Genomic DNA, 14,179 nt, shown 5'->3' on the forward strand with positions numbered 1-14,179 from the left:
GTTAGTCGCTTGTTGTTTCAAAATTGTTAACGATTTTGTAAACTACTGCGGCAAAGACACGTCCCGGTGGAAGAGGGCGTTATTAAAAATGCACCCTCAATCAGAATGATGACGGGTGTGACGTCACAGACCCGCCGGAAATCAATTAAGAGGTCATGATGAGTACTGAAATTAAAGCTCAGGTAGTGGTACTTGGTGCCGGCCCTGCGGGTTACTCTGCTGCATTCCGCGCGGCGGATTTGGGTCTGGAAACCGTACTGGTAGAGCGCTACTCCACGCTGGGTGGGGTGTGTCTGAATGTGGGTTGTATTCCTTCCAAAGCCCTGCTGCACGTTGCCAAAGTCATTGAAGAAGCCAAAGCACTGGCGGAACACGGTATCGTGTTCGGTGAACCTAAAACCGACATTGATAAAATCCGTCTGTGGAAAGAAAAAGTCATCACCCAACTGACCGGTGGTCTGGCTGGTATGGCAAAAGGCCGTAAAGTTAAAGTAGTTAACGGTCTGGGCAAATTCACTGGTGCCAACACGCTGGAAGTTGACGGTGAAAACGGCAAAACGACGATCAGCTTTGATAACGCGATTATCGCTGCGGGTTCACGTCCGATCCAACTGCCTTTCATTCCTCATGATGACCCGCGCGTATGGGATTCTACCGATGCGCTGGAGCTGAAAAACGTCCCTGGACGTCTGCTGGTTATGGGCGGCGGTATCATCGGTCTGGAAATGGGTACTGTTTACCATGCTCTGGGCTCACAGATCGACGTTGTTGAAATGTTCGATCAGGTAATCCCAGCTGCTGACAAAGACGTCGTCAAAGTCTTCACCAAACGTATCAGCAAGCAGTTCAATCTGATGCTGGAAACCAAAGTGACGGCAGTAGAAGCCAAAGAAGACGGCATCTATGTGACGATGGAAGGCAAAAAAGCGCCAGCCGAACCACAGCGTTACGATGCGGTTCTGGTTGCTATCGGTCGTGTACCGAACGGTAAAAACTTGGATGCAGGTAAAGCGGGTGTGGAAGTTGACGATCGCGGCTTCATCCACGTTGATAAGCAAATGCGCACCAACGTGCCACACATCTACGCTATCGGCGACATCGTCGGTCAGCCGATGCTGGCGCACAAAGGCGTGCATGAAGGCCACGTTGCTGCTGAAGTGATCTCCGGTAAGAAACACTACTTCGATCCGAAAGTGATTCCTTCTATTGCCTATACTGAACCGGAAGTTGCGTGGGTTGGTCTGACTGAGAAAGAAGCCAAAGAGAAAGGCATCAGCTACGAAACCGCGACCTTCCCATGGGCTGCGTCTGGCCGTGCTATTGCCTCCGACTGCTCTGACGGTATGACCAAACTGATTTTCGACAAAGAAACTCACCGTGTTATTGGTGGTGCGATTGTCGGTACTAACGGTGGCGAACTGTTAGGCGAAATCGGTCTGGCGATCGAAATGGGCTGTGATGCAGAAGATATCGCACTGACCATCCATGCGCACCCAACGCTGCATGAGTCTGTTGGTCTGGCGGCTGAAATCTTTGAAGGTAGCATCACTGACCTGCCGAACCCGAAAGCGAAGAAGAAGTAAGTTCACTCGCGTTCGATGAATCAGAATCCGGTGCCTTAGGCACCGGATTTTTTTTGCCTGTCAGATGATGGGAACACTCTCGCACAGAGGAAATCCACCAGGGCTCGCACTTTTGGCGACGGGTGTTTACTCGCAGGCCACAATACATGTAAGACGCCGCTGCTTTCTATGTAATCGCTTAGGATCGGCTGTAGCAGTCCCTTTGCCAACGGTTCGCGGATAGAGAAGTCCGGTAGGTAGGCGATCCCCAGCCCTTGTAGTGCAAAACAGACGCGCGTTTCGATGTTGTTGCAGATCATCGAGGTGGGCAACGGTAATTCTGGTTCACTGGGGGAAAGTTGCAGCGCCCAGGGTTCCAGCTTGCCACTGTTGGGAAAGCGATAATGCAGACAGGCGTGGTGAATCAGGTCGGCAGGTGTCTTCGGCGTTCCGCGACGAGCAAGGTAGTCTGGCGAAGCCACCAGCAGAAAACCGAAAGTGCCCAGTCTGCGCGCGGTGAGTCGTGAGTCAACGGGGGCACCTGTCCGAACTACGGCATCGAAACCTTCTTCAATGACATCTACCATGCGGTCGGTGAAGTCCAGATCCAATTCGATTTCGGGATATTCGCGCATGAATTCGCCGAGTACGGGAAGCACGAGTGAGCTGACCAACGGCAGGCTTACCCGCAGGCGTCCGCGCGGTGCGGAACTGGTCTGAGACAGCTCGAGCTCTGCTGCCTCGATTTCGGCCAGGATACGCCGGCTGCGTGCCAGAAACAGTGAGCCTTCAGCCGTCAGTGTGATGCTGCGCGTACTGCGGTGAAATAGCCTCACGCCCAGTTTTTCTTCTAGCCGTGCGACGCTTTTGCCTACCGCTGACGCTGACACACCCAGCAACCGACCTGCGGCAACGAAACTGCGTGTTTCGGCCACTTGCACAAACACCACAAAGCCATTCAGGCTGTCCATATCGCCTCTCCATTACGGATGTTTTGTTCCGTATATTGAGGAACTGTAGCCTACTTTTTCTTTAATTGTCGATTTTCTATCGTAACGGGAACCTCATTGATGAAAGGAACATTCCATGATAACTCCCGTATTTCCCCTATCCGCCGGTGCTCCGTCAGCGCATCTCTCCACCAAAATTCAGTCCGTCGTCCAACAAGCATTGGATGAGAGGCGGTTGGTCGGCGCCGTCGTGCTGGTAGCGCGTAACGGTGAATTGATTCATCAGCAGGCTGCTGGATGGGCCGATCGGGAGAACGCCCATCTGATGTCTCTGGACGCTATCTTCCGATTGGCTTCTGTAAGCAAACCCATCGTGTCGGTGGCTGCTCTGGTGCTTGTGGCGCAAGGTCGGCTCGATCTGAATGAGGATATTACTCGCTGGATGCCAACGTTTCAGCCCCGGCAGCTCGACGGTAGCCCTGCTCGTATTACCGTGCGACAGCTACTCAGCCACACTGCTGGTTTGAGCTATCGCTTTTTCGAGGCTCATGCGGATGGCCCCTACGCGCGAGCGGGAGTGTCGGATGGTATGGATGCTTCCGGTATCAGCCTGTGTGAGAACCTGCGACGCATCGCCAGCGTTCCACTGCAATACGTGCCGGGAACGTCCTGGGGCTATTCGCTGGCAACGGACGTATTGGGAGCGTTGATCGAATGCATTTACGGTTCGTCACTGGACGAAGCAGTCCGCCAACTGGTGACCGACCCGCTGGGCATGCACGATACTGGTTTCGTTGTGCGTGATCCACTGCGTCTGACGACTGCTTACGTGAACGATACCCCAGAGCCGCATCGCTTGGCCGAAGGCGAAATGGTTTCCCCTTTTGAAGGTGCTATCGGCATCGCGTACAGCCCCGCTCGCATTTTTGATGCGCAGGCCTTTCCGTCCGGTGGTGCTGGCATGGCGGGCACCGCGTGTGATCTGCTGCGTCTGCTGGAAGCGCTACGTAAAGGGCGCGGTGTACTCCTGCCTGATTCGCTGATCGAGGAGATGGAACGCGATCAAACTAATGGTCTGGAGTTACCCAATGCGCCGGGCTGCGGTTTCGGCCTCGGTTTCTCGGTCTTGCGCGATCCGCAGTTAGCCGAGTCGCCGGAATCATCAGGTACCTGGCGCTGGGGCGGAGCCTATGGCCACTCATGGTTTGTCGATCGAGCACAAGGTTTGAGTGTGGTGGCGTTCACCAACACGATGTATGAGGGGATGTCAGGGCGCTTTGTTACCGATCTGCGTGATGCGGTGTATGGCGCCTTGGAGGCAGAGCAATGACAGCCTCAATGATGGAGACACAGCGTGACAGGCTGCCCATAACCTCATTGCTGGCGTTGGCTACGGCAGCTTTCATCACTATCCTGACCGAAGCGTTGCCTGCTGGCCTGTTGCCGCAGATGGCGCAGGGGCTATCGGTATCTGAAGCCTGGGTCGGACAAACTGTCACTATCTATGCCATAGGTTCTCTTGTCGCTGCGATCCCGCTGACCGCCGTGACACAAGGTGTACGTCGTCGCCCGCTGCTGTTGGCCGCTATCGCCGGTTTCGCCGTTGCCAATACGATTACGGCGTTTTCTGCTAGCTATGTGCTGACGATGGCGGCGCGTTTTCTCGCGGGTGTTTCAGCTGGGCTGCTATGGGCGCTGCTGGCTGGCTATGCGGCGCGTATGGTGCCCGAACACCAGAAGGGACGGGCTATTGCTATAGCGATGGTGGGCACACCATTGGCGTTGTCGCTCGGCGTGCCAGCGGGCACCTTTCTTGGCAACGTGATCGGCTGGCGAATGTGTTTCGGTATGATGAGCGGTTTGGCAGTAATCCTTATGCTGTGGGTACGTATTCAGGTGCCGGATTTTGCTGGGCAATCTGCGGGGAAAAGGTTGTCACTGTGGCGGGTGTTCACCGTGGCAGGCGTGCGACTCGTGCTATGCGTGGTGTTGGCCTTTGTGCTGGCGCATAACATTCTCTATACCTACATTGCGCCGTTTCTTGCGGCGGCGGGTATGGTCGAACAGACCAGTCTGGTACTGCTGGTATTCGGCATTACCTCACTGCTGGGCATCTGGATCGTCGGCGTGCTGATTGATCGCTATTTGCGAGCCCTGACGCTTACCTGCTCGGCACTGTTCTTCCTGTCCGCATTGGCACTTGGTGTGGCGGGTGATGTGCTGACCGTCGTGTATGCAGCAGTCGCCGTCTGGGGGATAGCCTTCGGCGGTGCGGCGACATTGTTTCAGACGGCTATTGTCAGAACGGCTGGAGAGGGGGGCGATGTGGCACAGTCTATGTTGGTCACAGCCTGGAATATGGCTATCGCAGGAGGCGGTATCATCGGCGGTGTGCTGTTGGAACGCTTCGGTGTCGTCGCATTCTCTCCGGTACTATTGGCGCTGTTATTGATCGCGCTCGTAGTGGTGTGGTCTGCAAGGCAGCACGGTTTCTCATGATGCGGCGGTAAAATGGCATAGTGGCGGAATTTTTTTGCCTGCGACTTCGCAGAATGCGCGCTCCGTCCGTTTATTTTTAGCCACGTCAATTACAATCAAACCTCAAAAAAGAAACGATGTTTTATTTTTGAGGTTATGATGAATCTTAATACCTTACGCTCCTCTGTCTGGCTACTGGCGGCGTTGCTGGCCAGCCCTTCACTGATGGCGAACGATATGACCCCTCACTCTCAAATAGCGACGGATCAGGCGGTTACAGATGAAGGGCTACCTTCATTTTATCCGCAGCTTAAACAGCAGATGACCTACTCTGATTCCTGGCTATCTGGAAATTTTACGGATTTTAGCCAGTGGCAATCCCAGTCGAGAAAAACGCTACGTTCGCTGCTCCTGACGCCGGATTCCACCAAAGACTTTGCGCCGCAGGCGATCGATAAGCAGGATCGTGGAAGCTACACGGCAGAAAAAGTCACGTTCAATCTGACCGATGAAAGCCGTGTAGATGCGCTACTTCTGACGCCAAAAAGCGCGGGGCCGCATCCTGCAGTCATCCTGCTGCACGATCACGGCGCGAAGTTTGATATCGGCAAAGAAAAGATGATCAAGCCGTGGGGCAATGATGAACAGCTGGCTTCCGCACAGGCGTGGGCCGATAAGTTCTTCACCGGTCGCTTTGTTGGGGATGAACTGGCGAAACGGGGATATGTAGTGCTGGCCGTGGATGCGCTTGGTTGGGGATCGCGTGGGCCGATAAAATATGAGCAGCAGCAGGCGCTGGCGAGTAATTTCTTTAATCTCGGACGTTCGCTAGCGGGTCTGATGGCCTACGAGGATATGCGGGCGACGGATTTTCTGGCATCGCTTGAGCAGGTTGATAAGCAGCGTATCGGCGTCGTTGGCTTTTCGATGGGGGCCTACCGAGCCTGGCAGCTCGCCGCGCTGTCCGACAAGGTAGCGGCAACGGCGGCAGTGTCCTGGATTGGCACGTATGAGGGGCTGATGACGCCGGGTAATAACGTGCTGAGAGGCCAGTCGGCATTCTATATGCTGCATCCAGGGCAACCGACACGCTTTGACTTCCCGGATGTGGCGAGCGTTGCCGCACCAAAACCGATGCTGTTATTTAACGGTGGTAAAGACAAGCTGTTTCCGACGAAATCAGTTGAGGATGCCTATGCCAAAATGCATGAGGTGTGGCAATCCCAACGGGCGGGCAGCAAACTGCAAACCAAAATATGGCCTGAGTTGGGACATGTTTTCTACCAGGAACAGCAGGAAGAAGTCTTTAGCTTTCTGGACCAATGGCTAAAACCCTAGCTAGCGGTGCCTGAATTATATACTCTAAATAATTCGAGTTTCATGAAGGCGGCAAGGGAAGGAATCCCGACGAGCTTACTCAGGTAAGTGATTCGGGTGAGTGAGCGTAGCCAACGCACATGCAACTTGAAGTATGACGAGTATAATAAATTTTTTGATAACATCAGCTTACTGATGCATTGCTAGCCTCTGCGTGCCGCGGCATTCAGAGGCTTTTTTATGTTAACAAGGATGGATGAAATGAAGAAATACCTCGGTGTTGTCATCATGGCGCTATGGTTGTCTGGCTGTAATAGCGAAGAAAAGTTTTATCGAATTGATGACATTAATCTCAAATTTGATAATAGCAAGGAGACGATGAGTCAAGAGGAGCTGTCTGTCATTCAGAAAGGCATTACTAAAAAAGCCATCGACAGCAAGGGGGATGTCTATTTTAGTTTCACCCCTGAACAGGGAGCCTATTATCTTCAGGGGGAAAAGCATGATGCGAATCTGAAAGACGGGCGGATGCAGCTTAATGACATTATGTTGACGGTTAAATCTGATGGAAAGGATACGATCCAACTGATATCAGACAAAGAGTCCAATTGTGATTTTTTTGACTGTGAAATCACGATGACATTGAAGAGAGTTGAGGAAAAATCGCCTGACTTCGTAAAAATTAAACAAATTCTTGATAAGCAGAAAAAAAACGAGTAGGCCAGTCTATTCAGAAAAGAGATGTGTTAACAGCATAATCACTTTTATTAAGTTGATGTGTTATTAGCCTCTGTATTTCCTATATTCAGAGGCTTTTTAATTTTACAGGGATGAAGTAATGAAGAAATACCTGGGCATTATCATGATGGCGTTATGGCTGTCCGGCTGTAACGGAGAAGAAAAGCTGAACGAGGGGAAATATCTGGTTGAAGATATCAGTGTGGTGTTTGATAACAGTAAAAATCCTGAAGCCAATAAAAACAGAGATAACCTTCAGGAACATATCACGCAAAACCTCAAGAGCATTAAAAACGATATCTATTTCAATCTGACGCCGACGCAGGTGAGTTACTATAACGTAGACGGCGAATATACCGAGGAGATTAAAGACAGCCGTATACAGGTCAACGGTATGTGGCACACGCTAAAAATCACTGGGAAAAACACGATTAAGTTCGTATCGGATAAAAGCGCTGCCTGTGCGTTTTATTATTGTGAAATCACCATGGTCTTGAAAAAGACGGAAGAACAGTCACCCGCTTTACTTAAGCTCAAACAACGTTTTGACGATCGCAAAAAGGCCTATCAGACGCGGCTTATTGAAGAGAAAGAAACATTTAACCGCGCGCCGATGGATGATTTCCCCGGTATCCCTTTTTATCCTGAAGACGACTTTACGATTAAGCTGCCGTTTGCCATGTTCGACAAGCTGAGTTTGTGGGAACACGGGACTTATGTTCGCAGAATGGGACGTCTGCTTATCGATCGGGAAAATAAAGACACGAAGATCTATTCCTATCGGGATAAGCAAAATAACACCGACGTTGACCTGTTTACCGTGAGCGCGGCAAAAGAGGAGTTTAATCTGGCATCGTGGTTGGAAGGGCAAAAGGGCGTGTTGTTCCAGTCGGAAAACGGCGCGGCCTATGCTAATCAACGAGGCACATTGGAAGCAGTCTATTTTCAATATGATGAGGATAAGCAACGCTACTTTATCGGGTTAGCAAATGCTGAGGACGCCGTCGCGTTAGCCAAAGCGTTTGCCGTACTGCGTACCATGGATGAGCGCTATCGTGGCGAGCAGGCATTGTCGATGTACGATCTGGCATTATCTCAGCAGGAATTGGAAGCGAAGTATGGAGTAAAGATCGCTGATACATTTAATATCGCAGAAATGCATCAGGTTATCTGGAAGACACTCGAACAGCGCATGGAAAAGCCTGAACGCTTTATTAAACGGAGCATGTCAAAAACGCGTATTGAAATACGATTCCCGTCGGAAGTGTTTAAGTACGATGTTTATTTTACGATCGCTCCCCAATCGATTCCTGAACTCATGGCTGAAACCAAAGAGATCGTCCCCGAAGGTAAAGAAGTTGATAACATTTTTATTTATGGCGACAGCGCGTTTGTCGGCTATGAATACAATGTGAATGTAGGAAGTGGACTCACATTACAAATTTTAGTCCCGAAAGATGCAGGAACGCCGCTGGAGCGCCTGATGTTTCTGCATGTATTACGTCAGCTTGATGTAACGCGCTTCCCTGCTATTTCCGCACAAGAGAAAAAGCACCTGTTTACGTATGGCGATGCGACGTCTTTTAAAAACAACCTTGATAATCGCTACTTTAAGGTCAAAGAAGGTCTCATCGATAGCGCGGGCAAGCTGATCGTCAAGAATCCTGATGATGGCTATTTTGAGTTTGAATACAAGTCTCCCCATATACTGGCGACCCGTTATAAATCAGAGGGGGAAGGGAACTACTCCAGAGTGCCGGGCGTGACGGTATTTGATGAAAAAGGGAAATGGCTTTCCAATCAGGCGGATTGAGTCGATCTGACGGTGTGGTGGTTGATATTGGCGCAGTCGATCCGTGGTGATCGACTGCGCCAGCAGCCTGAAACCCTTATGCGGTTTTAGCCGTAGTGGAACTTAAAACAGGAGTCCGATCAAATAGCATAGGTCGCCTTTCTGCCGTAATGCGCAACGAGCGGCGATTTGATTACTGTCGAGATGTGTCAGCGAACCGATGGTTTGCTGCAATTTAGCTCTCAGATCGGTTGGCCGCGCTGAGGTTTCCTGGCGCGTAGTTCGCTGTACTAGCGTGCTGCCATCACGCAAATGCAGTGTCACTTCATGAAAACGCGCCTCTGGGTCAAGCTCATCCGGTGGCGCGGTTTCATCGGCGCGGCGTATGACGCGATTCGCCAGTGCGGCAATCGTGGTTTCAACCGGCGCTTCCGAAAAATGCGCCAGCTTCAGTTCCCCTTCAATCAGTGCCGCCGCAATGACATATTCCAGACTGAACCGTGCTTCTACGCCGTTTGTCGCGTTACGGATAAAGGGTGCAACGTCGCCGCCCGGCGGGAAGGTCACCGTAATACGTTCGATAGCGTCTGCCAGGTCGGCATCCGCACCATTTTGCTTGTGCCATTGTTCCCGCAACGAAAATGCGGCTTCGGCGGCGCTGTGGGTGCCGCCACAGGTCGGATAGCGCTTGAATTCCAAGCCGGGGGAAAGAATACGCCACGGGGATCCCCAGTTTTCCACTAGCAGCTCTGGCTGCTGTTTTTGATCGCCATGCGCGGCAAGAAACGCCTCAATCACCAGTTGTTTACTGCCTTCGAAGCCTGCCAGCCCTAGTTTGGCTGCGGTTAGTCCTGCTCTGGCAGCAAGCCCTGCATGTAGCGGTTTGACTGCCGAACCAAACTGCGCCCTCAGCCCTGCGGCCTGTGTGGCGGCTAAGCCAAGAATAGTCTGTGTCTGTTCTACCGACGCGCCAGTCAGACGTGCAGCGGCAGCAGCAGCGGCGATCGCGCCAAGCGTAGCCGTGTTGTGATAGCCGAGACTGTAATGGCGCGGGCCGCACGCCAGTCCGATTCTACCAGCGGCTTCTACGCCTATCACATAGGCTGTCAAAAACTCGTCTTCCGTAACGGATGAATCCTCTGCTGCAAGGGCAAATAGTGCAGGCAGAATAACGGTGCTGGGGTGGCCGCGAAATGCAGGATGATAATCGTCAAAATCGAGTACGTGACCGGCATAACCCAAAATCAGACTACGCGTCAGGCTGTCCGTGCCGCTGAATACCTGCTTTAACGGCGCGAGGCCACTATCAGCAATCGCACCCTGTGCGATCGGGAGCGCGGTGGAGATGAAGTCAGTCACCCCTTCACGGGCGGCATCAATCGCGTCTTGGTTTGGCTCGCTATGGATAATGTAGTGGGCAAGCGTAGCAGTGATATCAGTCTGATTGGTCATGAGTTGTCAGGCATCTTGGCAGAAAAACACTAATTTACTGCGCATCGCTGAATAGCGATTAATAACCAAACGGAATAATAAATTCCATTTGGTTATTAATGGTGGGGATCAGAAACGGTCTTTCAATTGCCCCGGTGTAATGCCGAATGCACGGCGCAGCGCAGTAGCAAAGTTAGCAGGGCTGTTGTAACCGGCGATGCTAGCCGCCTGCGCAATACCGATGCCGTCTTTTTGCAAGGCCAGCATGGCGCGTTGCAGACGGCAGTTACGCAGGTATTCAAAAACGCTCATGTTAAACGTCTGGCGAAAATGGCGTTGCAGTGTGCTTTCGCTCATATTGACGCTTTTGGCGATTTCACTCATTGAAAGATGATCGGCGTTGCCGCTCTCCAACATATCCCTGATTTGTTGAATACGATGGTAGCCGCGTAGGGTGACACCGCTGCTTTTTTCCTGCGCCACGCTAGCGGTCAGCGAGGTAAATGCTTCGATAATCAGGCTCATGCACTGCGTTTCCAGATAAAGGCGCTGGAGCGGCGTTTGGCAAGGTTTAGCATCCAGTGTTTGCAAGGCAATCGCCAATGCCTGTTTGGACGGTGTCCATAAGTGTGTCGCCAGGTGGGTCTGCGTGAAATCGTGGATGGCCTGCCAGTCGCCAACGGTGTCCATCATATTGCCGTATAGCCATTCTCTGTCGAACGTCAGCGTAATGGTGCGTTCATATTCATCACGCTTGCCGACGCGGGTAAACATTGTCGGCTCCGTCAGCGCAATCAGAGAAGCGGGTTGGCTCTCTCCCAGATGCAGTTCCTGATGACCAAATGAGATATGCGCATTGCCGCTCACCACAATGGCCAGCTTGATCCCATTATCCAACAGATTCTGGGTTTTCATGTTGTGGCGATTAATCACGTCGGCAGTATGCAGGATCAGATGTGGATTGAGCTGCACAACCGTGAACGACCCAAATAGCACCGGCGTGTTATCAATCAGCCGAGGGCCGATAAAACGGTAATTATTCGCAACCAGGCTCGATTGCTGAACGATGTGATCTTTATAGATCGGCTTTGATGACTGAGTGAAGCTGCGCACGTGATTACCTACCTGATTAAACCCTTCGACCTGCGCCTTCCATTTTGATGCTTTGGCAAAACATTTTGCTGCTAGAGCAAACCCCGTCCTGAATGACAAATGTAACAATGACCGCGCCAAAATGGTAATGCAAATACTTCTCAATAGCATTTTTCGTTGGGGAGGTCACATTGCACGATAAATGCATTTTCCATTTCCGGCAATGCGGAGAAAAGGGCTGATTGATGACAGACCGTATTTCATAACAACACCACGTGATGCCCATCGGCATGACGCTTCTCTCCCGATAACCGCCACGTCTGCGCGTTTTATCTCCGCCGTTATTCAGCACTTTTGCTGATTGTCGTTAGGTGTCGCTGTACCGGCTGCGATGTTGATCCTTTTTCAGGCTACTTATTCATTTCTTACAGGGCAGGATAATTTTGATGAAACTACCACAATCGCGTCGTTATCTGGCGACGCTCATTGGCGTTAGCTGCGGGATGACGTCGTTTCTGAGTGCTGCGCAGACCTCAACCGCATCTTCAACAGAACCTGCTCCTCAGGTGCAGAATCAGACTGAAAGTAAAACATCGGGCGATACGATGGTGGTGACGGCCGCAGAGCAAACCCGTCAGGCACCGGGTGTGTCCGTGATTACGGCTGAAGATATCAGCAAGCGTCCGCCTGCTAACGATTTGTCAGAGCTGATTCGCACGATGCCTGGCGTCAATTTGTCCGGTAACTCAACCAGCGGCCAGCGTGGCAACAATCGCCAGATCGATATCCGCGGCATGGGACCGGAAAACACGCTGATTCTGGTGGATGGTAAACCGGTGTCGAGTCGTACGGCAGTGCGTTACGGCTGGCGCGGCGAGCGCGATACTCGTGGTGACACCAACTGGGTGCCAGCCGATATGGTGGAGCGTATTGAAGTGCTGCGCGGCCCGGCGGCGGCGCGCTATGGTAACGGCGCAGCGGGTGGTGTCGTCAACATTATCACTAAACAGCCGAGTCAAGAATGGCACGGTACCTGGAATACTTACTTGAATGCGCCGCAGCATAGCTCTGAAGGTGCGACCAAGCGTACCGATTTCAGCCTGATGGGCGGCCTGACCGACAGCCTGAGCTTTCGCCTGTTCGGTAACCTGAATAAAACGCAGGCAGATGCGCGCGATATTAATGAAGGACATCAGTCCGCGCGTGCCGGCAATCAGGTGAATTCACTGCCTTCTGGGCGTGAAGGGGTTCGCAATAAAGATATCAACGGCCTGTTGCGCTGGGATATGACCAAGCAGCAGTCGCTGGAGTTCGAAGCGGGTTCCAGCCGTCAAGGTAATATCTATGCGGGTGATACGCAAAACACAAATATTGATTCGAACGGTTATGTCCGCGGCAATTATGGTAAAGAGACCAACCGCATGTACCGCCAGAATTTTGCGGTTACACATCGCGGTTACTGGGATAGCGGCGTCAGTTCTACGTCGTATCTGCAATACGAACGTACGCACAATACTCGCATTCTAGAGGGATTAGCTGGTGGAACCGAAGGGCTGTTTTCCTCTGCCGATGCCTTCAGAACAATCAAGCTGGATAGTTTCACTGCCCATAATGAAGTCAATATTCCGTTGAATGTCTGGGTCGATCAGGTACTCACGTTCGGGGTTGAGTGGAATGAGCAGAAGATGACGGATCCTGTTTCTAACTCGCAGACGACAACCGAAGCGGGCAGTGTGGGTTCTCTTAGCAGTAGTGGGCGCAGTGAAAAATCCGCAGCTCGTCTGGCTTCCGCTTTTGTTGAAGATAACGTCCAACTGACGCAAAGCACTATCTTGACGCCAGCGCTGCGTGTCGATCATCACAGTACGGCTGGCACCAACTGGAGTCCGTCGCTCAATTTGTCGCAGGAACTGGGTGAAGACTACACGCTGAAATTAGGTATCGCCCGCGCTTACAAAGCGCCGAACCTGTACCAGACCAACGAGAATTATCTGCTCTATAGCCGTGGTCAAGGCTGTGCGGGAGGGACTTCCTGCTACCTGATCGGTAATGAAAATCTGAAGGCGGAAACCAGCCTGAATAAAGAAATTGGTCTGGAGTTTCACCGCGATGGGTTGATCGCGGGCGTTACCTACTTCCATAACGATTACCGTAACAAAATTGAAGCAGGCAATACTGTCATTGGTAAAGCGGTGGGCGGCACCAATTCCCAATATGCCAACGCCAATATTTTCCAATGGGGCAATATACCGAAAGCCGTCATTCAGGGACTGGAAGGTAACCTGACTGTTCCTGTCACGGAGACGATCAACTGGCGTAACAACCTGACCTGGATGCTGGAGTCGAAGAATAAAACCACGGGTGATTACCTGTCGATTACGCCTGAATTCACGCTGAACTCATCGGTGGACTGGCAGGCGACGGAGAGCCTTTCCTTTCTGGCGGATGTGACCTGGTATGGTCGTCAGAAACCGAAGATGTATAACTATAAAGGTGAGCGAGTAACGGGTAGCGCAACCAATGAATTAAGCCCTTATGCGCTGTTCGGGTTAAGCAGCACCTATAAGTTTAACAAGAACCTGAGCGTGACGGGCGGTGTAGAGAACCTGTTTGATAAACGCCTGTTCCGTGCCGGTAATGCGCAGGATGTGGTGAACAATAACGTTGTCACCATTGCGGGTGCTGGTGCGGCAACGTACAACGAACCGGGACGCACCTTCTTTGTCAGTGTGAAGACGTCGTTCTAAATAATACTGTTTCTATGCTAACGCTAACGCCACGGGGAATCCTGTGGCGTAATGAGATGGTCACCCCCACCC

10 protein-coding genes are annotated in these 14,179 nt (G+C 51.9%); 7 read left to right on the forward strand and 3 right to left on the reverse strand.

Features of this window, described 5'->3' with window-relative positions; all coding sequences use genetic code 11:
• The first annotated feature begins 158 nt into the window (after positions 1-158).
• Positions 159-1,583, forward strand: coding sequence for a dihydrolipoyl dehydrogenase (gene lpdA / locus CLR69_RS16185; RefSeq protein ID WP_129706701.1), 1,425 nt, complete (start codon positions 159-161; stop codon positions 1,581-1,583).
• 35 nt (positions 1,584-1,618) lie between these two features.
• Here lpdA and CLR69_RS16190 read toward each other — a convergent pair whose 3' ends face one another.
• On the reverse strand, positions 1,619-2,533 hold the full coding sequence (locus tag CLR69_RS16190) for a LysR family transcriptional regulator (protein WP_129712206.1): 915 nt from the start codon (positions 2,531-2,533) through the stop codon (positions 1,619-1,621).
• 115 nt (positions 2,534-2,648) lie between these two features.
• Here CLR69_RS16190 and CLR69_RS16195 point away from each other — a divergent pair, with 115 nt between their 5' ends.
• From CLR69_RS16195 to CLR69_RS16215, 5 genes are all read left to right on the forward strand, one after another.
• Complete coding sequence (locus tag CLR69_RS16195; RefSeq protein ID WP_129712205.1) at positions 2,649-3,842, forward strand: serine hydrolase domain-containing protein; 1,194 nt, start codon at positions 2,649-2,651, stop codon at positions 3,840-3,842.
• Positions 3,839-5,011, forward strand: coding sequence for an MFS transporter (locus CLR69_RS16200; RefSeq protein WP_197730585.1), 1,173 nt, complete (start codon positions 3,839-3,841; stop codon positions 5,009-5,011). The genes CLR69_RS16195 and CLR69_RS16200 overlap by 4 nt, the downstream gene beginning before the upstream one ends.
• Positions 5,012-5,149: 138 nt before the next feature.
• Complete coding sequence (locus tag CLR69_RS16205; protein WP_129706695.1) at positions 5,150-6,328, forward strand: dienelactone hydrolase family protein; 1,179 nt, start codon at positions 5,150-5,152, stop codon at positions 6,326-6,328.
• Positions 6,329-6,568: 240 nt separating this feature from the next.
• Complete coding sequence (locus tag CLR69_RS16210) at positions 6,569-7,027, forward strand: hypothetical protein (RefSeq protein ID WP_129712204.1); 459 nt, start codon at positions 6,569-6,571, stop codon at positions 7,025-7,027.
• 118 nt (positions 7,028-7,145) lie between these two features.
• Positions 7,146-8,858: a hypothetical protein gene (locus CLR69_RS16215; RefSeq protein ID WP_129712203.1), complete on the forward strand. Its 1,713-nt coding sequence runs from the start codon at positions 7,146-7,148 to the stop codon at positions 8,856-8,858.
• Between the two features lie 102 nt (positions 8,859-8,960).
• On the opposite strand, the gene CLR69_RS16220 is transcribed toward CLR69_RS16215, so the two are convergent.
• Together CLR69_RS16220 and CLR69_RS16225 are read right to left on the reverse strand one after the other, a co-directional pair.
• Entirely contained in the window at positions 8,961-10,289 is a 1,329-nt protein-coding gene (locus tag CLR69_RS16220) for an MmgE/PrpD family protein (RefSeq protein ID WP_129712202.1), read from the reverse strand.
• A 108-nt stretch (positions 10,290-10,397) separates the two neighbouring features.
• A complete protein-coding gene (locus tag CLR69_RS16225; RefSeq protein ID WP_129706687.1) occupies positions 10,398-11,381 on the reverse strand; it encodes a helix-turn-helix transcriptional regulator in 984 nt (327 codons plus the stop codon).
• A gap of 425 nt (positions 11,382-11,806) precedes the next feature.
• Here CLR69_RS16225 and CLR69_RS16230 point away from each other — a divergent pair, with 425 nt between their 5' ends.
• Positions 11,807-14,107 (forward strand): TonB-dependent siderophore receptor, encoded by a 2,301-nt coding sequence (locus CLR69_RS16230; protein ID WP_129712201.1) that lies wholly within the window; start codon positions 11,807-11,809, stop codon positions 14,105-14,107.
• Positions 14,108-14,179 lie beyond the last annotated feature (72 nt).

Source organism: Pectobacterium zantedeschiae, from assembly GCF_004137795.1.
In the GTDB taxonomy this organism is placed as follows: Bacteria; Pseudomonadota; Gammaproteobacteria; order Enterobacterales; family Enterobacteriaceae; genus Pectobacterium; species Pectobacterium zantedeschiae.

Coding starts and splice junctions, on each gene's coding strand:
- CLR69_RS16215 (WP_129712203.1), top strand. CDS start 7,146: ATGAAGAAATACCTGGGCATTATCATGATGGCGTTATGGCTGTCCGGC.
- CLR69_RS16220 (WP_129712202.1), bottom strand. CDS start 10,289: ATGACCAATCAGACTGATATCACTGCTACGCTTGCCCACTACATTATC.
- CLR69_RS16205 (WP_129706695.1), top strand. CDS start 5,150: ATGAATCTTAATACCTTACGCTCCTCTGTCTGGCTACTGGCGGCGTTG.
- CLR69_RS16190 (WP_129712206.1), bottom strand. CDS start 2,533: ATGGACAGCCTGAATGGCTTTGTGGTGTTTGTGCAAGTGGCCGAAACA.
- CLR69_RS16195 (WP_129712205.1), top strand. CDS start 2,649: ATGATAACTCCCGTATTTCCCCTATCCGCCGGTGCTCCGTCAGCGCAT.
- CLR69_RS16200 (WP_197730585.1), top strand. CDS start 3,839: ATGACAGCCTCAATGATGGAGACACAGCGTGACAGGCTGCCCATAACC.
- lpdA (WP_129706701.1), top strand. CDS start 159: ATGAGTACTGAAATTAAAGCTCAGGTAGTGGTACTTGGTGCCGGCCCT.
- CLR69_RS16210 (WP_129712204.1), top strand. CDS start 6,569: ATGAAGAAATACCTCGGTGTTGTCATCATGGCGCTATGGTTGTCTGGC.
- CLR69_RS16230 (WP_129712201.1), top strand. CDS start 11,807: ATGAAACTACCACAATCGCGTCGTTATCTGGCGACGCTCATTGGCGTT.